This window comes from Azospirillum lipoferum 4B (assembly GCF_000283655.1).
GTDB classification, from domain to species: domain Bacteria; phylum Pseudomonadota; class Alphaproteobacteria; order Azospirillales; family Azospirillaceae; genus Azospirillum; species Azospirillum lipoferum_C.
On record NC_016622.1, the window covers coordinates 2,038,798 to 2,060,003 of the forward strand.

At 67.8% G+C, this 21,206-nt stretch carries 22 protein-coding genes; 13 read left to right on the plus strand and 9 right to left on the minus strand.

Annotation, left to right across the window (positions count from 1 at the left end; genetic code table 11):
* Window positions 1-247: 247 nt before the first annotated feature.
* The 8 genes from AZOLI_RS09310 to AZOLI_RS09345 all read left to right on the plus strand — a co-directional run bounded on the left by AZOLI_RS09310 (window position 248) and on the right by AZOLI_RS09345 (window position 9,794).
* On the plus strand, window positions 248-1,594 hold the full coding sequence (locus AZOLI_RS09310; RefSeq protein ID WP_014248365.1) for an ABC1 kinase family protein: 1,347 nt from the start codon (window positions 248-250) through the stop codon (window positions 1,592-1,594).
* Window positions 1,595-1,786: 192 nt separating this feature from the next.
* A complete protein-coding gene (queA, locus tag AZOLI_RS09315) occupies window positions 1,787-2,830 on the plus strand; it encodes a tRNA preQ1(34) S-adenosylmethionine ribosyltransferase-isomerase QueA (RefSeq protein WP_014248366.1) in 1,044 nt (347 codons plus the stop codon).
* On the plus strand, window positions 2,827-4,122 hold the full coding sequence (tgt, locus tag AZOLI_RS09320) for a tRNA guanosine(34) transglycosylase Tgt (RefSeq protein WP_014248367.1): 1,296 nt from the start codon (window positions 2,827-2,829) through the stop codon (window positions 4,120-4,122). The genes queA and tgt overlap by 4 nt, the downstream gene beginning before the upstream one ends.
* The gene (gene queF / locus AZOLI_RS09325) at window positions 4,115-4,579 is read left to right on the plus strand and encodes a preQ(1) synthase (RefSeq protein ID WP_014248368.1); all 465 of its coding nucleotides are present in this window, start codon (window positions 4,115-4,117) and stop codon (window positions 4,577-4,579) included. The genes tgt and queF overlap by 8 nt, the downstream gene beginning before the upstream one ends.
* Entirely contained in the window at window positions 4,566-5,654 is a 1,089-nt protein-coding gene (gene queG / locus AZOLI_RS09330) for a tRNA epoxyqueuosine(34) reductase QueG (RefSeq protein WP_014248369.1), read from the plus strand. The genes queF and queG overlap by 14 nt, the downstream gene beginning before the upstream one ends.
* Window positions 5,655-5,738: 84 nt before the next feature.
* Window positions 5,739-6,065: a hypothetical protein gene (locus tag AZOLI_RS09335; protein WP_014248370.1), complete on the plus strand. Its 327-nt coding sequence runs from the start codon at window positions 5,739-5,741 to the stop codon at window positions 6,063-6,065.
* 103 nt (window positions 6,066-6,168) lie between these two features.
* A complete protein-coding gene (locus AZOLI_RS09340) occupies window positions 6,169-7,257 on the plus strand; it encodes a GNAT family N-acetyltransferase (RefSeq protein ID WP_244442555.1) in 1,089 nt (362 codons plus the stop codon).
* 119 nt (window positions 7,258-7,376) lie between these two features.
* A complete protein-coding gene (locus AZOLI_RS09345) occupies window positions 7,377-9,794 on the plus strand; it encodes a methyl-accepting chemotaxis protein (RefSeq protein ID WP_014248372.1) in 2,418 nt (805 codons plus the stop codon).
* A gap of 93 nt (window positions 9,795-9,887) precedes the next feature.
* On the opposite strand, the gene AZOLI_RS09350 is transcribed toward AZOLI_RS09345, so the two are convergent.
* Window positions 9,888-10,370 carry a CYTH domain-containing protein gene (locus AZOLI_RS09350; RefSeq protein ID WP_014248373.1) on the minus strand — a complete coding sequence of 161 codons (483 nt, stop codon included), beginning with the start codon at window positions 10,368-10,370 and terminating at the stop codon, window positions 9,888-9,890.
* Window positions 10,371-10,530: 160 nt separating this feature from the next.
* Here AZOLI_RS09350 and AZOLI_RS09355 point away from each other — a divergent pair, with 160 nt between their 5' ends.
* On the plus strand, window positions 10,531-10,788 hold the full coding sequence (locus AZOLI_RS09355) for a hypothetical protein (RefSeq protein WP_014248374.1): 258 nt from the start codon (window positions 10,531-10,533) through the stop codon (window positions 10,786-10,788).
* Between the two features lie 8 nt (window positions 10,789-10,796).
* Here the strand turns inward: AZOLI_RS09355 and AZOLI_RS30810 are convergent, their stop codons facing one another.
* Window positions 10,797-10,952, minus strand: a complete 156-nt coding sequence (locus AZOLI_RS30810; RefSeq protein WP_014248375.1) for a DUF3309 family protein — start codon at window positions 10,950-10,952, stop codon at window positions 10,797-10,799.
* Window positions 10,953-11,276: 324 nt separating this feature from the next.
* On the opposite strand from AZOLI_RS30810, the gene AZOLI_RS09365 reads away from it, so the two are divergent.
* The gene (locus AZOLI_RS09365; RefSeq protein WP_014248376.1) at window positions 11,277-11,612 is read left to right on the plus strand and encodes a hypothetical protein; all 336 of its coding nucleotides are present in this window, start codon (window positions 11,277-11,279) and stop codon (window positions 11,610-11,612) included.
* Window positions 11,613-11,745: 133 nt separating this feature from the next.
* Here the strand turns inward: AZOLI_RS09365 and AZOLI_RS09370 are convergent, their stop codons facing one another.
* A complete protein-coding gene (locus AZOLI_RS09370) occupies window positions 11,746-12,669 on the minus strand; it encodes a CDP-alcohol phosphatidyltransferase family protein (protein WP_014248377.1) in 924 nt (307 codons plus the stop codon).
* On the minus strand, window positions 12,666-13,364 hold the full coding sequence (locus tag AZOLI_RS09375; RefSeq protein ID WP_014248378.1) for a phosphatidylserine decarboxylase: 699 nt from the start codon (window positions 13,362-13,364) through the stop codon (window positions 12,666-12,668). The genes AZOLI_RS09370 and AZOLI_RS09375 overlap by 4 nt, the downstream gene beginning before the upstream one ends.
* A gap of 131 nt (window positions 13,365-13,495) precedes the next feature.
* Between AZOLI_RS09375 and AZOLI_RS09380 the strand changes: the two genes are divergently transcribed.
* Complete coding sequence (locus AZOLI_RS09380) at window positions 13,496-13,966, plus strand: hypothetical protein (RefSeq protein ID WP_014248379.1); 471 nt, start codon at window positions 13,496-13,498, stop codon at window positions 13,964-13,966.
* A 25-nt stretch (window positions 13,967-13,991) separates the two neighbouring features.
* On the opposite strand, the gene AZOLI_RS09385 is transcribed toward AZOLI_RS09380, so the two are convergent.
* From AZOLI_RS09385 to AZOLI_RS09405, 5 genes are all read right to left on the minus strand, one after another.
* The gene (locus tag AZOLI_RS09385) at window positions 13,992-14,432 is read right to left on the minus strand and encodes a DUF29 domain-containing protein (protein ID WP_014248380.1); all 441 of its coding nucleotides are present in this window, start codon (window positions 14,430-14,432) and stop codon (window positions 13,992-13,994) included.
* Window positions 14,433-14,514: 82 nt separating this feature from the next.
* Window positions 14,515-15,591 (minus strand): BMP family ABC transporter substrate-binding protein, encoded by a 1,077-nt coding sequence (locus tag AZOLI_RS09390; protein ID WP_014248381.1) that lies wholly within the window; start codon window positions 15,589-15,591, stop codon window positions 14,515-14,517.
* A 79-nt stretch (window positions 15,592-15,670) separates the two neighbouring features.
* Window positions 15,671-16,600, minus strand: coding sequence for an ABC transporter permease (locus AZOLI_RS09395; RefSeq protein WP_014248382.1), 930 nt, complete (start codon window positions 16,598-16,600; stop codon window positions 15,671-15,673).
* Window positions 16,597-17,673 (minus strand): ABC transporter permease, encoded by a 1,077-nt coding sequence (locus AZOLI_RS09400; protein WP_014248383.1) that lies wholly within the window; start codon window positions 17,671-17,673, stop codon window positions 16,597-16,599. The genes AZOLI_RS09395 and AZOLI_RS09400 overlap by 4 nt, the downstream gene beginning before the upstream one ends.
* Before the next feature lie 27 nt (window positions 17,674-17,700).
* Entirely contained in the window at window positions 17,701-19,278 is a 1,578-nt protein-coding gene (locus tag AZOLI_RS09405; protein WP_014248384.1) for an ABC transporter ATP-binding protein, read from the minus strand.
* Between the two features lie 282 nt (window positions 19,279-19,560).
* Here AZOLI_RS09405 and AZOLI_RS09410 point away from each other — a divergent pair, with 282 nt between their 5' ends.
* Together AZOLI_RS09410 and AZOLI_RS09415 are read left to right on the plus strand one after the other, a co-directional pair.
* Entirely contained in the window at window positions 19,561-20,502 is a 942-nt protein-coding gene (locus AZOLI_RS09410; protein ID WP_014248385.1) for a CAF17-like 4Fe-4S cluster assembly/insertion protein YgfZ, read from the plus strand.
* A 94-nt stretch (window positions 20,503-20,596) separates the two neighbouring features.
* Window positions 20,597-21,184, plus strand: a complete 588-nt coding sequence (locus tag AZOLI_RS09415) for a PRC-barrel domain-containing protein (RefSeq protein WP_014248386.1) — start codon at window positions 20,597-20,599, stop codon at window positions 21,182-21,184.
* Window positions 21,185-21,206: the final 22 nt, after the last annotated feature.

Consider the following 21,206-nt stretch of genomic DNA (forward strand, 5'->3'; position numbering starts at 1 on the left):
TTACTCACCCTCCCTGGTATCGGTTTTTACTGCTCCGCCCAAGCCATCAGCTTGTGCGGTTAGGCGTTTCCGAACTTCGCTCACTTCACCTCGATGTCGATTACTGTAAGACGAAGCCTGCTCCCCTTTCCGGGGCCTGTCAAGAAAATCACACATTGCGGCGCAGCACCATTCGGGGGGCATCGGTCGGCAGTCTCCGACCGGGAGAGGGCTGGCCTTTTGCCGGGGGCGAACCCACCTTGTGGGCATGCCGGAACACGATGAGAACACATGGGGCGGACGGGTCGCGCGGTATGCGCGGGTCGGCACCGCCGTTGGCGGGCTGGCCGCGCGGTTGGCGGGCGAGCGCGTGCTGGGAATCCGCGTGGAGCGGGAACGCCATGCGGCGGAGCTGCGGGCGGCGCTCGGCGGGCTGAAAGGGCCTTTGATGAAGGTGGCGCAGATCCTGTCCACCATCCCCGACGCCCTGCCGAAGGAATACACCCAGGAACTGACGCAGCTTCAGGCCGACGCGCCGTCGATGGGCTGGCCCTTCGTCAAGCGACGGATGGCGAGCGAACTCGGCCCCAACTGGCAGTCGCGCTTCCAGAGCTTCGAGCGCACGGCCGCCGCCGCCGCGTCGCTGGGCCAGGTCCACAAGGCCATCGGGCCGGACGGGCGGGAGCTTGCCTGCAAGCTGCAATATCCCGACATGGCCTCGGCGGTGGAGGCCGACCTGCGGCAGCTGGGCCTGATCTTCGCGATCTTCGAGCGTACTGACAGCGCCATCTCCACCCGCCAGATCCAGGCGGAGATCGGCGCCCGCCTGCGCGAGGAGCTGGATTACGAACGCGAGGCGAAGCAGGCCCGCCTCTACCGGTCGATGCTGGCCGGCACACAGGGCGTCCATGTACCGGACGTGGTGCCGGAGCTGTCGACCAAGCGGCTGCTGACGATGGGCTGGGTGCATGGCCGCAAGATCCTGGACTTCGTCGCCGAACATCCCGAGGCGCGCGACGAGCTGGCGATCAACATGTTCCGCGCCTGGTATGTGCCCTTCTACAATTACGGCGTCATCCATGGCGACCCGCATCTGGGCAACTACACGGTCCGGCCCGACCGCTCGATCAACCTGCTCGACTTCGGCTGCATTCGCGTCTTCAAGCCCAGCTTCGTCAAGGGCGTGATCGACCTCTACAACGCCCTGCGCACCGAAAACCGCGAGCAGGCGGTGGAGGCCTATCGCACCTGGGGCTTCGTCAACCCGTCGAACGAGCTGGTCGACGTGCTGAACATCTGGGCGCGCTTCGTCTACGCCCCGATCATGGAAGACCGCCAGCGCAAGATCGAGGAGACCAACGGCGGCCATTACGGCCGGGAGACCGCCACAAAGGTCCATGCCGAACTGCGCCGCGTCGGCGGCGTCGAAATCCCGCGCGAGTTCGTCTTCATGGACCGCGCCGCGGTCGGGCTGGGCTCGGTCTTCCTGCATCTGAAGGCGGAGCTGAACTGGTACCAGATGTTCCAGGGGCTGATCCGCGACTTCGACGTCGATGCGTTGGCGGCACGGCAAAGCGCGGCGCTGGCGGCGCAGGGGTTGCCGCAGGCGGAGTGAGGGGGTGGCAAGTGACTGCCCCCTCCCCATCCCTCCCCCGCCGTTGGCGGGAGAGGGGGCAGGAGCTTTGGCGAGATACGGCGGCAGTTCCCTCTCCCGCGAAGCGGGGGAGGGTTAGGGAGGGGGCATAGGATTGGCACAGTCCAAACCCTTCCCATCCGCCCACCGTTCAGTCTATAGCTTGCCCCTCCCATGAAGACCGCCGATTTCGACTTCGACCTGCCGCCCGACCGGATCGCCGAGCATCCCGTCCGGCCGCGTGACGCCGCCCGCCTGCTGGAGGTGGGTTCCACCTTGCGCGACTTGCCCTTGCGCGACTTGATCGTGCGGGACCTGCCGGCGCTGCTGCAGCCGGGCGACCTGATGGTCGTCAACGACACCCGGGTCATCCCCGCCCGGCTCGACGGCCGGCGCGGCGAGGTGGCGGTGGAGATCACGCTGCACAAGCGGCTGGGCGAACGGGAATGGGCGACCTTCTCCAAGCCCGGCAAGCGACTGAAGCCCGGCGACACCATCGACATCGCAGACGGTTTCAGCGCCGAAGTGATCGCCAAGGATGGCATGGAGGTGCGTCTGCGCTTCTCCGCCGGCGGGGCGGAGCTGATGGAGGCGCTGCACCGCCATGGCCGGATGCCGCTGCCACCCTACATCCGCCGCAAGGCCGACGAGGGCGACAACGCCGATTACCAGACCGTCTTCGCCGCGCGCGAGGGCGCCGTCGCCGCTCCCACCGCCGGGCTGCACTTCACGCCGGAGCTGCTGGCGGCGCTGGACGCGCGCGGGGTGCGGCGGGTGCCGGTTACGCTGCATGTCGGCGCCGGCACCTTCCTGCCGGTGAAGGTCGACGACATCGCCGACCACAAGATGCACAGCGAATGGGGCGAGATCTCCCCGGAGACCGCCGCCGCGGTGAACGAGACGCGCAAGGCCGGCGGCCGGATCGTCTCGGTCGGCACCACCGCGCTGCGCATCCTGGAGACGGCGGGGCAGCCGGACGGGACGCTGGTTCCCTTCAGCGGCGACACCGACATCTTCATCACCCCCGGCTACCGTTTCCGCATCGTCGATCTCTTGTGGACGAACTTCCACCTGCCGAAATCGACCCTGTTCATGCTGGTCTGCGCCTTCGCCGGCTATGACCGCATGCGGGCGGCCTATCAGCACGCCATCGACACCAACTATCGCTTCTTCAGCTACGGCGACGCCTCGCTGCTGCACAGGACGGACCCATCATGACCGGCATCGGCTTTGACCTTCTGGCGACCGACGGGCGGGCGCGGCGCGGCCGCGTGACCACCGCCCACGGCACCATCGAGACGCCGGCCTTCATGCCGGTGGGCACCGCGGCGACGGTGAAGGCGATGACCACCGACGCGGTGGCCTCGACCGGTGCGGAAATCCTGCTCGGCAACACCTATCACCTGATGCTGCGTCCGACGGCGGAGCGGGTGGCGCAGCTGGGCGGCCTGCACCGCTTCATGAACTGGAACAAGCCGATCCTGACCGACAGCGGCGGCTTCCAGGTGATGAGCCTGTCCGACCTGCGCACCATGTCGGAGGAAGGCGTCACCTTCAAATCGCACCTGGACGGCAGCCGCCATCACCTGACGCCGGAACGCTCGATCCAGATCCAGCACATGTTGGACAGCAACATCACCATGTGCCTGGACGAGTGCACGCCCTTCCCGGCCACCGAGGCGCAGGCCGAATCCTCCATGCGCCTGTCGATGCGCTGGGCGCGGCGCAGCAAGGACGCCTTCGTCGAGCGGCCGGGCTATGGCCTGTTCGGCATCGTCCAGGGCGGCATCTATCCGGAGCAGCGGGCGGAGAGCGTGGCCGCCCTGACCGACATCGGATTCGACGGCTACGCCATCGGCGGGCTGGCGGTCGGCGAGGGGCAGGAGACCATGTTCCGCGTGCTGGACTTCACCGAGCCGCTGATGGTCAAGGACCGCCCGCGCTACCTGATGGGCGTCGGCCGGCCGAGCGACCTGATCGGTGCGGTGCGGCGCGGCGTCGACATGTTCGACTGCGTGATGCCGACCCGCTCGGGCCGCACCGGACAGGCCTTCGTCCGCCGCGGCACCATCAACATCCGCAACGCCCGCCATGCCCATGACGAGCGCCCGCTCGACGCCGAATGCGGCTGCCCCGCTTGCCGCAGCTACAGCCGGGGCTATCTGCATCATCTGTTCAAGGCCGACGAGATGCTGGGGCCGATGCTGCTGACCTGGCACAACCTGCATTACTACCAGGACGTGATGCGGACGATGCGGCAGGCCATCGCCGACGGCAACTTCGAGGAGGTGGCCGGCGCCATGGAAGCCCGCCTGAACGAAGGCGACATCGAAGCGACCGTGGACCCCATCGCCAAGCCCGGCAAGCCGCCGAAACAGGGCCGCCCGCCGAAGGCGGGCAAAGACAGCGATCCGCCGAAGGCGGGCAAAGACAGCGCCCCGCCGAAGGCGGGCAAAGACAGCGCCCCGCCGAAGATCGGGCGGGAGGCAGAGGAAAAGACCGATGACTGAAAACATCTATGCCGGCCTGACCCAGCTCGGCGGCTCCACCGTCCAGCCCAGGACCCCGGAAGAGGCGGTGCTGGAACGGGTGCCGAACCCGAATCCCGGCGATCCCTATTGCGTGCGCTTCACCGCGCCGGAATTCACCTCGCTCTGCCCGATCACCGGCCAGCCGGACTTTGCCCATCTGGTCATCGACTATGTGCCGGGCGACTGGCTGGTCGAATCGAAGTCGCTGAAGCTGTTCCTGACCAGCTTCCGCAACCACGGTGCCTTCCACGAGGCCTGCACGGTCGGCATCGGCAAGCGGCTGGTGGACGAGCTGTCGCCGGTGTGGCTGCGCATCGGCGGCTATTGGTATCCGCGCGGCGGCATCCCCATCGACGTCTTCTTCCAGACCGGCGAGCCGCCGAAGGGCGTCTGGATCCCGTCGCAGGACGTCCCGACCTACCGTGGCCGCGGCTAAGCCCACTCCCCTGGCTTCCGCCGACCCGGCGCGGCTGCGGGACGCCATCCGCGACCGCGCGCTTGCGGTGGGTTTCGACGCGGTGGGATTCGCCCCCGCCGCGTTGGGACCGGAAGCGCGCGAACGCCTCGCCCGCTTCGTGGCGGAGGGGCGGCACGGCGACATGGGATGGATGGCCGAGCGCAGCGACCAGCGCAGCCATCCGCAATCCCTGTGGGACGAGGCGCGCACCGTCATCGCGCTGGGCACCAGCTACGCCCCCCACGACGACCCGCGCCGGCTGGCGGAGCATCCCGACCGCGGCATCGTTTCCGTCTATGCCCGCAACCGCGATTACCACGACCTGATCAAGGGGCGGCTGAAGACTCTGGCCCAATGGCTGGCGCACCAGACCAAGGCCGGGGTGAAGGTGTTCGTCGACACCGCGCCGGTGATGGAAAAGCCGCTGGCGGCGCAGGCAGGACTGGGGTGGCAGGGCAAGCACACCAATCTGGTGTCGCGCGACCATGGCTCCTGGCTGTTCCTCGGCGAGATCTACACGACGCTGGAACTGCCGCCCGACCCGCCGGCGCGCGACCGCTGCGGTTCCTGCGACCGCTGTCAGACCGCCTGCCCGACCGCCGCCTTTCCGGCGCCCTACCAGATCGACGCCCGGCGCTGCATCAGCTACCTGACCATCGAGCACAAGGGACCGATCCCCGACGAGCTCAAGCCGCTGATGGGCAACCGCATTTATGGCTGCGACGACTGCCTCGCCGCCTGTCCCTGGAACAAATTCGCCCGCGCGACGGGCGAGCCCGCCTTTCTTCCGCGCGCCGAACTGACGGCGCCGCGGCTGGCCGACCTTGCCCAGTTGGACGATGCCGGCTTCCGGCAGGTGTTCAGCGGCTCCCCGATCAAGCGCATCGGCCGCGACCGCTTCGTCCGCAACGTGCTGGTCGCCATCGGGAACAGCGGCGACCCGGCGTTGCGGCCGGTTGCGGCGGCTCTGTGCGAGGATCCGAGCGACGTGGTGCGCGAGGCTGCCGGATGGGCGGCGGCGCGGTTGAGCGGTGCGGCAGATACACACGCCTGAGTGACATTTCTTCTGCGCGACGATGGCCTGCGCTTACCTTGTCGCCGCCGGCGCTGTTGCGCTACTATTCTCGTGGAGGCGTGCATGTCCAACAATGCCGAAATTCTGAACGCGATCCTGGACCTGAAGACCCATATCGACGGAAGATTCGAGCGGGTGGAGCAGCGCCTCGACCGCCTGGAGCAGCGGGCCGATGGAGTCGACCAGCGCCTGGATCGCATGGACCAGCGCCTGGACGGCATGAACCACCGCCTGGACGACATGAACCACCGCCTCAAGGACCTGCAGGTCACCACCCACAATCAGGGTGAACGCATCAGCCGGATGGAAGGCCGCCTGGACGAGCAGTCGCGCATCCTCGCCGCGCTGATCCCGACCCGCGTCGCCGCGGTGCCGCCTGCCGCCGAATGAGCGGAGTCCGGCCGTTTCCCTCCCCCCGCCACAGCCCGACTATGGTCCGGCCCGTCCGGACGAACTGAGCGCCGTCGCCCGGCTGGCCCGACTCGGCTTCGGGCTGTCGCGCGACCTGTTCGACCGTTATGCGGCTCTGTTCGGCCTCGACAGCATCCGGGTGCTGAGACGTCCGCAATGCACCGGCACCACCCCGGTGGCCTGTGCCGCGCACTGGATGATGGACCAGTGGTTCGGCGGGCGGCCGGTTCCGGTACAGGCGGTCGCCATGGTGGCGGTCGATCCCGCACTGCGCGGCGCCGGCCATGGCAAGGCAATGATGCACGCGCTGCTGATGGAGGCGCATGCCGCCGGAGCGGTCCTGTCGGTCCTCTGCCCCGCCACGCTGCCCTTCTATCGCGGACTGGGGTACGGATGCGGAGGCATCACCTGCCAGTGGAGCGCACCGCCCACCGCCTTCGCCGCGCCGCGTTCCGTCGCCGCGGTGCTTCGGCCGGCGGATCCGCTCGACGCCGCGCCGCTGGCCCTACTCCGCCGTCCATTGCTGGCCGACGGGAACGGGTTGCCGGAACGGACGGAGGCACTGTGGACGCTTGCCCTCTGTCCGGACGGCGATCCGGCCGACCTCTTCCGCGACGACGACGGATACATCGCTATCTTGCCGCCACGGGAACGGCGGCTTGCGGTCGCCGACCACTGCCTGCCCTCCGGCGCATCGCTGGGCGGGGCGACGGCCCTGCTGGCAGGCTTCCGCGCCCAGGTGGACCGGGTAACATGGTCCGGCGGCCCCGAGGACCTTCTGGCGCTCCTGGCCGGCGACGGCTTGCGGCTCGAAGGACGGGAAGAATGGCTGGTCCGCCCGTTGAACGTTGCGGCGGCATTGGAGAAGCGCGGTTATCCGGCCGGCCTCACTGAAACGGCTACCTTCGAGGTAAAAGATTCCTTAACTTTCGGCAATTGCGGGCTCTATCGCCTTGAGGTTGCCCACGCGAGGGGGAATATCTCTCAAATCGAGCAAGTTGTCGAAACACCGGCCAGGATGGAGATCGGGACCTTCGCCAGTCTGTTCACAGGACATGCAAGCGCTCGCGCATTGTGGCGGGCGGGTTTGCTTTATGGTGAAGAAAAGATGATCGACAGGCTGCAGCGCATCTTTTGCGGCGCGGCACCCTGGATGCCTGACCGCTTCTGAAATAAGACGATTTCCTGACCTGAATCAAACCGGACGTTAACCGATCTGTGGTTCAATCCGGCAATGAACGGGAGAAAAGCGTCTCCGGAAAGGCGACGCCAGCGGGGAGTCCACCATTCATGACGATCGGAACGCGGATCGCGCTTGGCTTCGCCACCGTGCTCCTTCTGACGGTTGGCGTGGCGTTCGTCGGCTGGAACAGCCTCAGCACCTATGCCGAGCGTGTCGATCTGGCGGCCCACACAGCCGATCTCGACACGCGGCTGAAGTCGGTGCGGCTGGAGGAGGCGCGCTTCGTTACCGAACGCGACGCCAAGGCCGCGGCCAATGTTCCCGGCATGCTGGACGCCCTGCAGACCGAGGCGCAGGAGACGCGCGCGGCACTCGCCGACGGCGAAGGCCGGCGCCTGCTGGACGAGGTACGTTCGGGCATCGACGGCTACCGCGCCGCCTTCACCAACTTCGTCACCCTGGACAGCGAGGCGCACGCCCGCACCGCCAGCATGGAAATGCGCGCACGCGCACTGCGCGAGATCGCCGAGAAGATCGGCAAGCAGCAGTCGGAGCGCTATGACCTGAACATGGCCAGCAAGCGCGACGCCGACGCCGAACTGCGCCATGCCATGGACACCGCCGAGCGCGCCAACCGCGTGATCGAACGGGTGCTGGAGGTCCGCCGCCAGCAGAGCGAACTGCGGCGCAACGCCGAGGAGGCGCTGGCCACCCAGATCGTGGAGGCGCTGGACGAGCTGGTGCAGACCACCGACACCGTCGCCAAGGACCTTGTCGGCACCAATGACGAGGCGCTGGCGGCAAGGATCGCCGACGATACCCGCGCCTACCGCGACGCGGTGCAGGCCCTGCGCGGCAAAGGGGCCGCGGCGCTGGCCGATGCCGGGGTGGCCGCCGGGCTGGACGAGGCCGCCCACGGCGTGCAGGAACGCGCCGTGGAGCTTCAGCAGAACCAGGCCATCGTGACCGAAGCGTTGCGCGAAGCCTCCAAATTCGCCCAGAGCGAAGTGAACGAGGCGGTGATGCTGCGCGGGCTGGCGATGCGCCTGGTGCAGGGTGCCCAGGCCGCGATGCTGGGCCAGCGCGATTTTCTGCTGTCCGGCACGTCGGACGCCACGGCCGGCGCAAAGGCGGCGGTCGGCGCGGCGGTCAAGGAGATCCTCGACATCGCCGGACAGGCTGGAGCCGTGCTGGTCGACCAGGAAGGGCGCGCACTGATCGCCGCCATCACCGACGCCGCCCGCGCTTTCGATTCGGAATTCGCAGCGCTATCGGCCGCCGCCGCCAAGCAGCATGAGGCGTCGGCGGCTATGGCGCAGGCCTCTGCCGCGGTCAGCGGACAGGTCGGCCGGCTGGTCACCCTCCAGCGTGAGGACCGCGAGGCCGGCCGCGCCAGCGCCGGTATGGTGATCGCCGTCGGCGCGGCGGTCGCCCTGCTGCTGGGCGCGCTGATGGCCTGGATCATCGACCGTGCGATCACCCACCCGCTGCACGCCATGACCGGCGCCATGGGCCGGTTGGCCGAAGGTGACCTGACGGTCGAGATCCCCGGCGGCGACCGCAAGGACGAGATGCGCCACATGGCCGATGCCATGACCATCTTCAAGGACAATGCCCTGGAGATGCAGCGGATGGAGCGCGAACGCGAGGAAATGCGCATCCAGATCGATGCCGACCGCCGCCGCACCATGAACGAGTTCGCCAACGGCTTCGAGCAGGCGGTGTCCGGCGTGGTGATGTCGCTGACCGAGTCGGCGGGGTCGCTGGGCCGCGACGCGCAGGAGATGTCGTCCGATGCGGCGCTGACCACCGCCAAGTCCTCCGCCGTCGCCACCGCTTCGCAACAGGCGACGGCGAATGTCCAGACCGTCGCCGCCGCAGCGGAACAGCTGTCCGCCTCCATCGCCGAGATCTCGCGCCAGCTGAACGCCAGTTCCGCCACCGCATCCGGTGCCGCCGACAAGGCGGTGCAGACCAACAGCATCGTCGAGGGCCTGTCGCTCGCCGCCGAGCGGATCGGTCAGGTCGTCGGGCTGATCGGCGAGATCGCCGAGCAGACCAATCTACTGGCGCTGAACGCCACCATCGAAGCGGCCCGCGCCGGCGAGGCCGGCAAGGGCTTCGCCGTGGTGGCGACGGAGGTGAAGAATCTCGCCGGCCAGACCGCCAAGGCGACGGAGGAGATCTCCGCCCAGGTCGCGGAAATGCAGACCGCCACCTCCAGCGCCGTGGCGGCCATCCGCACCATTTCGGAAGCGGTGACCGCCATCAGCGGCACCGTCACCGACATCGCCCACGAAATGGAGCAGCAGGGCAGCGCAACCCGCGAGATCGCCCAGAATGTCCAGCAGGCGGCCGAAGGCACCCAGCAGGTGATGCGCAACATCGCCGAAGTGACCACCGCCGCCACCAAGACCGGCGGCGCCGCGGATGCGGTCCTGAATGCCAGCCGCACGCTGACCGCCCAGGCCGACCGCCTGCGCGGCGAGGTGCAGGGCTTCCTCGACAAGGTGCGGACGGCGTAGCTTTTACAGGGACTAAGGCTTGATGCGGTTTCTCCGGTTCCTCCCGCCAATTCGGTGGCGAGGGGAGCCGGCACCCGCAACGGCACATATCCGCTAGGCGGCCGCCGACGACGACCAGCGTTGGATGGGGGCGCGCGACAGGGACGAGTTGCCGTAGGCCCGCAGAGTGGTGACCTCCGCCCCGATCCAGTCAGGCAGCGGAACGGTCTGGTCGGGGTCTTCCAGTTCAACCTCTGCGATGATCAGGCCGGTGTTCTCCCCGTGGAAGACGTCGATTTCCCAGCACAGACCATCCTGGCAATGACGGTAGCGCGTCTTGTGGATCACCCGCCCCTCGCAGGCGTAGAGCATCAGGCGCCGGGCAAAATCCAGCGATAGGGGATGCTCCATCTCTTCGCGGCAGGCGCCGTGTTTCAAGGATTTGATGGTGAGTGTCGCACGGTCGTCGGCAATGCGGACGCGAACCGTGCTGATACCGTCGGACGGCAGATATCCCTGGACGATTCGCACGCCGTCCCGGCAGAGGTGCCGGATATCCTTGCGAACCAGGAATCGTCGCTCGATTTCCAGTGCCATGACCGGGCCCTTCGGACGAGTACGCCGACGACCCTAACCGAAAGTCGCGCCCACCTTCAACCTCGCTGCCCTGTGTGCAACGCAACCGAGACCGCATGCGGCCGTACTATGCCGTGACGATCGGTCGCAAACGCTCCGGCTTCGGTGCTATCCTGGAGCGATGAATGCCGATTCCTCCGCCAGCGGTCTCTGGGCCGCCATTCCCTGGCTGGTCCTGTTCGCCTTCTATGGGCTGCCGCTGCTCCATGTGGCGCTGTCGCGCCGCGGCGGCGGATGGCGCCCGCCTGCCGGATCACGCTGCCCCTTCGGCCCGCGCGCCGGCTGGCTGGTGATGGTGCTGATGCTGGGGCCGGTCGGCTGGCTGATGTTCGCCCTCCGCCGGCCCCGCCCTGCATCGAACGGACGGACTGCCCGATAGGCGGCGGATCAGAGCCGGCCCATCAGCAGCAGAACGATCAGGACGATCAGCAGCACGCCGAGGATACCGCTGGGTCCATACCCCCAGCCGCGGCTGTGCGGCCAAGCCGGGACGGCACCGAGCAGCAACAGAATCAGGATGATGAGCAGTATCGTGCCGAGCATGGCCTTCTCCCTTCCGGTGGAGCTTTCGTGACGGACAAGCGGGACCGGAACGGGTATCCGTGGACATTGTTCCTGTCCGGCTCGAACGTGACATTCCGCCACCACCAAGGGGGGATTCGGCTCCTCCGATGCTCCCCGAACGCGACCTCTGCGAACATCCGGCTGTTCGGCCCCTGTTGACGAGGCAGTTGCGGCGGCTTAGGCTGCTTCCATGATCACGCATCGCTTCGACGGCATTCTGCGAATTAGCGGCCCGGTTCTCCTTTGAGAGCCGGGGATTTCGCTCGTCCATTCCGCAGTACCGTTTGAAGGCCCGATCACGCCATGTCCGTCACCGTGAAGACCACCGCCGCATCCGCGTCCGATGCGCGCGTCACCGCGCCCGGCCGCCGGGTCGCCTTTTCCCTGGTCGCCGATGCCGATCCCGGCACCCTGCCCCGCATCTTGGAATTCGTGGCAAAGCGCGGACTGGTCCCGCTGGCCCTGCACAGCCGCCTGACCGACGATACGCTCGCCATCGCCATGGAAGTGGGCGACCTGCCCCAGGCGGAGACCGACCATATCGGCCGCTGCCTGGGACAAATCCCGATGGTGGCGCGGGTCACCGTCGCGGAGCTTGCCGCCACCGCGTCCGCCGCGGAACTGGTTGCGGCGGAGTAGATCGGATCGCGTAAAATCGGAATCGATTTGGAGCGTGAATCCGACCGCCAAACATAAAGCTACAGCGTCGTGCGTTTCATGTTAAACGCACGACGCTGTAGCGGCGGCGAAACGGAGAAAGGCGGAAAGCCGGTCAGACCGGCTTCCGCGGCTCCTCTCCGGGCGCTGCGGTATCGTCCGACGGCTTAGTCCCGGGAGAGGCTCCGGCCTCAACGTCCGGCCCCGGTTCCGCGATCTCCGTCCGCATCAATTCCGCGGCACTCTGCAGCTTGCGGAACTGGAGGACGGAAAAGGGCAGCATCGACAGATAGGCCAACCCGACGATGGACAGGGTCCACCAGGGCTGGCTGACCAGCATCGCCGCCAGCAGGCCGACGCCGGCCAGTGCCGGAACCACCCATTGTGCCGGCACGCGGGCGCCCTTGAAGGAGAAGGTCGGCAGGGTGCTGACCATCAGCCCGCCGATCAGCAGGGTCCAGGGCACGATCACCGCCGGATGGCCGAGGAACTCGGGCCCGATCTCGAACCCCAGGATCATCGGCAGCAGGACGAGGCCGGCACCGGCCGGAGCCGGAACCCCGGTGAAGTAGTTGTAGGCCCAGGGCGGCAGATCGACCACGCCGAGTCGCGAGTTGAAGCGGGCAAGACGCAGCGCGCAGCACACGGCATAGGCCATGGAGGCGATCCAGCCCAGGCTGCCCGCGCCGTTCAACCCCCACAGATACATCATGAAGGCGGGCGCGACGCCGAAGCTGATCGCGTCGGACAGGCTGTCCAACTCCTCGCCGAACTTGCTCTGGCCGTTCAGCAGGCGGGCGATCCGGCCGTCGAGCGCGTCCAAAATGGCGGCGATGACGATGGCGATGACCGCCGGCTCCCACCGCCCCTGCATGGCGAATCGGATCGCGGTCAGGCCGGAGCAGAGCGCCAGCACCGTCAGCACGTTCGGCAGCAGGTGGTTGATCGACAGGCCCTTCAGCCGCGGATGCGGCCGGCCGGGGCGGCGCGCCCGGTGCGGGCGGAAGATCTGCTGGCGGAAGACGGGCGGTCGTTTCATCGACGCACATCCCCCTGCCGTTGCGCTTCCGTCCCGTCCAGGTCGGCCAGGATCGTCTCGCCGCCGATGGCGGTCTGGCCGACGCAGACCAGCGGGGCGACGCCGTCCGGCAGGTAGATGTCGGTGCGGCTGCCGAATCGGATCAGGCCGAACCGCTCGCCCGCCTTCACCTCCTGCCCCGCCTTGACCCACCACAGGATGCGGCGCGCCACCAGACCGGCGATCTGGACATAGGCGATCTCGCGCCCGTCGGGCAGGCGATGGCGGAAGGCCATCCGCTCGTTCTCGTCGCTGGCCTTGTCGAGCGCGGCGTTGACGAAGGTGCCCTTGTGGTATTCGGCCGCCACGATGGTGCCGTCGGCCGGCACGCGGTTGACGTGGACGTTGAAGACGTTGAGGAACACGCTGATCCGGGTCAGCGGCTTGTCGCCCATGCCCAGTTCCTTGGGCGGCACGGCCTGGACGATCATGGTGACGCGCCCATCGGCCGGGCTGACCAGCAATCCGGGCCGGGTCGGCGTCACGCGGTCCGGATCGCGGAAGAAGTAGGCGCACCAGAGCGTGAGGACCAGCCCGATCCAGCCGAGCGGCGCCCAGACGGCGAGACCGAGAACCAGGGAGACCACCGCGAATCCGGCGATGAAGGGCCAGCCGGCACGGTGGATGGGGACGACGACGGTATCGATGGCGGACATCGCCTGCTTTCTTCGTATTTTCAGACCACAGCGAACAGCCATTCTAGACGTGCGTTCCGGGCCTTTACAGAATTTTAGCTGGCGGAGGCCATGCTGTCGTCTCAATCGCCCCAGAAGCCGAGCGTGCCGCCTTGTCCGTTCCCGATCTGAAGACCATTCAATCGCTGGCCGAGGTGCCCGACGGCGCCCTGCCGATCAGCCCCGGCTCCATCGAGATGACCCCGGAAGGCGTGCTGGGCATCGCCAAGGCGCCCCGCCCCTGCAAGCTGACCTTCATGGCCGACGGCCTGCCCTTCAACGTCGCCGTCCGGCACGAGAGCGACGAGGAAGGCGGCGGGTCGATCTGCCAGATCTGGGCCGATGTCGGCCATGTGCCCTACACCGCCCAGGCGCCGGAACGCCGCCGCGCCCTGCTGGCCGTCCTGCGCGGGATCGAGGGGCTGCCCCATGTCCGCTTCATCGTCCAGGGCGGGCAGAAGATCATCCTGTTTTCGGAAGTCAGGCTGGAACACCACGCCTCGCCCGAGGACCTGTTCCACCAGACCACCCTGGTCCTGCAGGAAGCGCGCCCGTTCCTGCGGCTGCTGGGCGAATATCTGTAAGTTGGGCGGCGTCGAAAGGCGCCGCTCAAGCATCCGGCCAGAACGACTCGTCCATCATTTCGGCGAAGCTCCAGGGGCACTCCGGCGGGAAGGTCGCTTCGTCCATGCCCGTCCTGATGACGGCATCGAGCCGTGCCCGCAAGTATGCTTCGGCCACCAAGTCATCCAACTTGTCTGCCAAGCTCGGGCTGTCGCGCAAAAGATATTCTATTTCTTTGCGATCGCCGGTGATGGCGGATCGCCAGGAACCGCACTGTCCAGACGGCAAGCAAGTCCAAACCAGCAGGTGCCGAAGAAGGACCCGGAGACGGTTGAGGAGTTCACGCCGTTCCCGGCGCCCCATGCTCTCGATCTCCTCGGCGATGTGCTCGATATCCGCCGCGTCGAGTTTGCCGGCCCGCAGGAGGGCCGCCTGTTCGTTCGCCCAGGCGTAGAAATCGCGGTCGTAGAGGCTGCTTCCGTCCATGGCCCACCTCCCCACATCGCCGCCGCGCCGGCGGCAGGCCGGAGGCACCCGCCTCCGGTCCGCCGCCGGCGCATCGCAGTGCTTACTTCGGAACCTTGCCCTGCACGCCCTCGACATACCAGTCCATCTTCAGGATCTGCTCGTCGGTGGCGGTCTTGCCTTCCGGGATCACGACCTTGCCGGCCTGGTCCTTGACCGGACCCTGGAAGGAGTGACGCTTGCCCGACACGATGTCGGCCTTGAGCTGGTCGGCCATCTTCACGACGTCGGCCGGGATGGCCGGGTTGTAGGGGGCCAGCTCGACCATGCCGGTGCCGATGCCGCCCCAGGTGTCGATCGGCTTCCAGCTGCCGTCCAGCACCGCCTTGACGCGCTGGACGTAGTAGCCGTTCCAGTCCTCGACGATCGCGGTCAGGTGCGACTTCGGACCGAAACGGGTCATGTCGGACGACTGGCCGACCGACCACAGCCCGCGCTCCTGCGCGGTCTGGATCGGGGCCGGGCTGTCGGTGTGCTGGACGATGACGTCGGCGCCCTGGTCGATCAGCGCCTTGGCCGCCTCGGCTTCCTTGCCGGGATCGTACCAGCTGTTGACCCAGACCACGCGGACCTCGGCCTTCGGGTTCTGCTCGCGCAGGGCGATGGTGAAGGCGTTGATGCCGCCGACCACCTCGGGAATCGGATAGGAACCGACATAGCCGATGATGTTCGACTTGGTCATCTTGCCGGCGATGGCGCCGATGACCGTGCGGCCCTCATAGAAGCGGCCCGAGTAGGTCGCGACGTTCTCGGCGCGCTTGTAGCCGGTGGCGTGCTCGAACTTCACGTCGGGATAGCGCTTGGCCACCTTCAGCGTCGGGTTCATGAAGCCGAAGGAGGTGGTGAAGATCAGCTTGTGGCCGCTGGCGGCCAGCTGCTCGATCACGCGCTCGGCGTCGGCGCCTTCCGGCACATTCTCGACGAAGGTGGTGGTGACCTTGTCGCCCAGCGCCTTCTCCACGGCCAGACGGCCCTGGTCGTGCTGGTAGCTGTAGCCGTGGTCGCTGACCGGACCGACATAGACGAAGCCGACCTTCAGCTTGTCCTGCGCGAGCGCAGAGCCCATGCCCACGCTCAGCGCGATGGCGGCGCCGGCCAGACCCAGCACCGCCTTGCCCATCGTCCTTCTGTTCACGTCGAAGCTCCTTGTTCTTGATATCTCAGCGATATGGGCTTTGTTTCGATTTCAAAACGACGCGTCAAGCATCGGGATGAAACAGTTTTCCCAGACAGGCCGGCGCGTTCAGGCGGATGCGGGCGACGTCCCGCGAAATCAGCACCAGGACCAGAACGGTAGCCAGATACGGCAGCATCGACAAGAGCTGCGAGGGCACGTCGATGCCCAGCCCCTGAACGTGCAGTTGCAGGATGGTGACGCCGCCGAACAGCCACGCGCCCAGCATGGCGCGCACCGGCTTCCAGGTGGCGAAGACCACCAGCGCCAGCGCGATCCAGCCGCGGCCCGACGTCATGTTCTCCGCCCACATCGGCGTGTAGTCCATCGACAGGAAGGCGCCGCCCAGCCCGGCCATGGCGCCGCCGAACAGCACGGCGAGGAAGCGGATGCGCAGCACCTTGTAGCCCAGCGCATGGGCGGCCGTGTGGTTCTCCCCCACCGCGCGCAGGACCAGCCCGGCGCGGGTACGGTAGAGGAACAGGTGGACCAGCGGCACGGCGGCGACCGCCAGATAGACCATGATGTCCTGGCCGAACAGCGCCTGCCCCACCACCGGCAGGTCGGTGAGGCCGGGGATATACAGCTTGGGCAGCCCTTCCAGCGGGATGCCGACGAAACCCTGCCCGATCAGCGCCGACAGGCCGACGCCGAACAGGGTGAGCGCCAGACCGGTCGCCACCTGGTTGGCCAGCAGGAACAGCGTCAGCACGGCGAACAGCGAGGCGGTGGCGGCACCGGCCAGCGCCGCGACCAGGAATCCGGTAACGGCGCTGCCGGTCTGGATCGTCACGGCGAAGCCGCAGACGGCGCCCACCAGCATCATGCCCTCGACACCCAGGTTGAGGACGCCGGACTTCTCGACCACCAGCTCGCCCAAGGCCGCGAACAGCAGCGGCGTCGCCGCGGCGAACATGGCGGCCAGGATCGGGCCGATCAGGGCAAAGTCGTTCATGCCGTGGCCCTCCGCGCCCCGAAGCGGACCCGGTAGCGGATCAGCACGTCGCTCGCCAGCAGGAAGAACAGAAGCATGCCCTGGAACACTCCGGTGATGGCCTTGGGCAGGCCCATGGCGATCTGTGCCGCCTCGCCGCCGATGAAGGACAGCGCCATCAGCAGCGCCGCCAGCAGGATGCCGACCGGATGCAGGCGGCCCAGGAAGGCGACGATGATGGCGGTGTAGCCGTAGCCCGGCGAAATGCCGGCAGTGACCTGCCCGATCGGGCCGGCGACCTCGCCCATGCCGGCGATGCCGGCCAAGGCACCCGATAGCAGCAGGGCCAGCCAGACGATCCGCTTTTGGTCGAATCCGGCATAGCCGGCGGCTGCCGGGGTCAGGCCGATCACCTTGATCTGGAAGCCGATGAAGGTCCGCGCGATCAGCAGCCAGCCGCCCGCCACCGCCAGCAGGGCGAACAGCGCGCCCAGATGGACGCGGGTGCCCGTCCACAGGATCGGCAGCACCGCGTCGGCCTCGAACAGGCGCGACTCAGGGAAGGCAAAGCCGTCGGGGTCGCGGTAGGGGCCGTGGACCAGATAGTTCAGCAGCAGCAGCGCCACATAATTCAGCATCAGGCTGGTCAGGATCTCGCTGGCGTTGAAGCGCAGCCGCAGGAAGGCCGGCACCGCTGCCCAGACCGCACCGCCGACCGCGCCGCCGATCACCATCAGCGGCAGCAGCCACCAGCCGCCCTCGCCATAAAAGGCCAACGCCAGCCCACCGCCGGCGATGGCGCCCAGCGTCAGCTGTCCTTCGGCACCGATGTTCCAGACATTGGCGCGGAAGCCGATGGCGAGGCCGACGGCGCACAGCACCAGCGGAGTGGCCTTCACCACCAGCTCGCCCAGCCCGCGCACCGAGGTCAACGGGGCGATGAAGAAGGCATGGAGCGCCTTGACGGGATCGAACCCCATCGCAAGGAACAGGATGAAGCCGCTGAGCAGGGTCAGCGCCACCGCCAGCAGCGGCGTGGCGTAGACCATCGTCTTCGACGCCTGCCCGCGCGGTTCCAAACGGATGAGGCTCATGCGGCGTCTCCGGCAATCGCGAAACCATCAGACCGCACGCGTGATCTCCCCGTCTTCGTCCGGCGGCGTGCCGAACAGGCCACCCATCAGCAGGCCGATGCGTTCCACCGTCGTCTCATGCGTCGGCCGGCTGTCGGACAGGCGGCCGTGGAACAGCACGGAAATCCGGTCGCTCAGCACGAACAGCTCGTCCAGGTCCTGGCTGATGACCAGAACCGCGGCGCCCGAGCGCGCCAGCCCGATCAGCGCCTTGTGGATCGCCGCCGCGGCGCCGGCATCGACGCCCCAGGTCGGCTGGCCGACCACCAGCAGCTTGGGTTTCTGCAGGATCTCGCGGCCGATGATGAATTTCTGCAAATTGCCGCCCGACAGGGATCGCGCTTCCGCCCGGTGGCCGTGGGCGACCACGTTGAAGCCGCGGATGATCGTCTCGGCATAGGCCCGCGCCCGGCCGAAATGGACCATGCCGCCGCGCACCAGCGGTTCGCGGGCATAACCCGACAGCAGCGCATTCTCCGACAAACTCAGTTCCGGCACGGCGCCGCGGCCCAGCCGCTCCTCCGGCACGAAGGCAAGGCCGAGCGCGCGGCGCGCCCGCGGCCCGAGATGCCCGGCCGACGTGCCCTCGATCACCACGGATTCGGCGTCGGCGACCAGCATCTCACCGCTGAGCGCGGCCATCAGCTCCGCCTGCCCATTGCCGGCAACACCGGCGATGCCCAGGATCTCGCCAGCCCGCACCTCGAAACCGACGTCCTTCAGGTTGGTGGCGAAAGGATTGTCGGAGGTGGTGGACAGATGGCGCACCGACAGGCGCGCGGCCCCGGCGGCACCCTGCGGCGACCGCTCGGGCGTGGAGAGTTCCGCCCCCATCATCATCTCGGCAAGGCTGCGCGCGGTCTCCTGCCGCGGGTCCGCGGCGCCCACCACCTTGCCGGCGCGCAGAACGGTGGCGCGGCTGCATAGCGCGCGGATTTCCTCAAGCTTGTGCGAGATGTAGAGGATCGTGCAGCCCTCCGCCGCCAGGACGCGCAGCGTCTCGAACAGCTTGGCGGCCTCCTGCGGCGTCAGGACCGAGGTCGGCTCGTCCATGATCAGCAGCTTCGGGTCCTGCAGCAGGCAGCGCACGATCTCCACCCGCTGCCGCTCGCCCACCGACAGGTGGAAGACATGGCGTTCGGGGTCGAGCGCAAGGCCATAGCGCTCGGACACGCTGCGGATGCGGTCGGCCAGCTCGTCCATCCGGCCGGCATCGTCCAGGCCGAGCGCGATGTTCTCCGTCACCGTCAGCGTGTCGAACAGCGAGAAATGCTGGAACACCATGCCGATGCCCAGCCGCCGGGCGCCGGCCGGGTCGGGGACATCGGTCGCCACCCCCTGCCACAGCATGGTTCCGGAATCGGGATGCAGCACCCCATAGATCATCTTGACCAGGGTGGATTTGCCGGCGCCGTTCTCACCCAGCAGCGCATGGATCTCGCCCGGCTGGAGGACGAGATCGACATGGTCGTTGGCGAGGCATCCGGGGAATCGCTTGGTAATGCCGCGCAGCTCCAGGCGGGGCGGCGGAGCGTCCGGGGGAAAGGTCTCGGCGTGCGAAGGCAAGGAGGGGCAATCCGGGATAAGGTCAAACCTGCATGGCAATGCCAAAGCCGTGCCACCGCTACCAACAGAGTAATCCGGTGGCACCACCGGCCGTCAACAGCCGATCCTCTGCCTATACGCAATGCATTTGCCGCTTCGGTCATCATGCCACAGTCGGAGGCGGCAACCCAGCCTTTCGCCCGGGGGGCTGTTGCGATGCGGCAGGCCCTTGCCAGACGGCCCATTCGGACCAACACTCCGGACGGTCGGCAGTTCGGCCGATCGGACAGGGTGGAGGCAAGGATGTCGGCGGGTTATGCGGTGCTGGACCGGCGGAGCGTGGTGGCAGTGACAGGGGAGGACCGCAAGGCCTTCCTGCAGGGGCTGGTGTCCAACGACATGCTGCGCGTCACGCCCGACCATGCCGCCTATGCCATGTTCCTGACCCCGCAGGGCAAATTCCTGCATGATTTCACCGTCGTCGAATCGGCTGCCGTCGAATCGGGTTCGGATGCGGCCGCGGCACTTCTGCTCGATCCGGAGACGGACCGGCGCGCCGACCTGCTGCGCCGGCTGAAGATGTACAAGCTGCGCTCGAAGATCGCGCTGGAGGACCGGGCCGAGGCGCTGCGCGTCGTGGTGGCCTTCGGGGAGGGCGCGCTCGCGGCGCTTGGACTGCCGGCGGAGCCGGGCGCGGCACGGCCCTTCGGCGGCGGCATCGCCTTCACCGACCCCCGCCTGCCGGCGCTTGGCGCCCGCCTGTTCCTGCCGGTGGAGGGGCCGGCGGAGGGCATCGCGGCGCTGGAAGAGGCCGGGCTGGTGCGACGGGATGCCGCGGAGTACGACCGCCTCCGCCTGTCGCTCGGCGTGCCGGACGGCACCGGCGAGCTGATTCCGGAGAAGTCGATTCCCCTGGAAAACCGGATGGACGCGCTGAACGCCATCTCCTGGGACAAGGGCTGCTACATGGGGCAGGAGTTGACCGCCCGCACCAAGTACCGCGCCCTGATCAAGAAGAAGCTGTTCCCCGCCGCCATCGACGGGCCGACGCCGGAGCCCGGCACCCCGGTGACGCTGGATGGCAAGGACGCCGGGGAAATCCGCAGCGCCCGCGACGGCGCGGCACTCGCCCTTCTGCGGCTGGAGGAGGTGCAGCGCGCGGCCGAAAACGGGCTTTCCTTCCAGGCCGGTGCCGCGACGCTGACGCCGCAGGAGCCGGATTGGGATTCTACCACCAAAGGCTAGCGCCACGCCGAAAGAGTTCGCGGAGGGTGGAATCAAACGGGGCCTGCGCCTGTTGTTCTGGTGTCTTTCGACACAACGACAAAGGAGCCACCCCATGCGTCGCACCCTGATCGCCACCGCCGCCACGCTGGCTTTGCTCTCCGGCGCCGCCGTTGCACAGACCACCTCGCCGACCGTGGGCAATCCGTCCTCGTCGACCCCCAGCATGTCGAACAGCGCGTCGCCGGACAGCGCCACCACGGGCGGCACGGCCGGCAGCTCGGCCACCTCCGGCGCAACGGGCGGCCAGTTGGCCAGCGCCGACGAGTTGATCGGCAAGAACGTCTACGGTCGCGACAATGAGAAGATCGGCGAGGTCGACGACGTGATCCTCGACGCCAACGGGCAGGCCAAGCAGCTGGTGGTCAGCTCCGGCGGCTTCCTCGGCATCGGTGAGAAGCAGGTCGCGGTCGACTACACCGCTGCCAACTGGGATTCGCAGAACGACCGCCTGAACCTGGCCGGCATGAGCCGCGAGGACGTGAAGGCGATGCCGGAGTTCGAGTACGACGACACCATGACGTCGCTGAACAAGAACCGGAAGCCGGCCGAAGCCGGAACAACGGCGCCGGGCGCCGCGCCGACGGGCGGTTCGATGGGCACCACCGGCGGCAGCACCACTGGAGGCAGCACAGCACAGTAACGCCGACTTTGCCCCCTCCCTA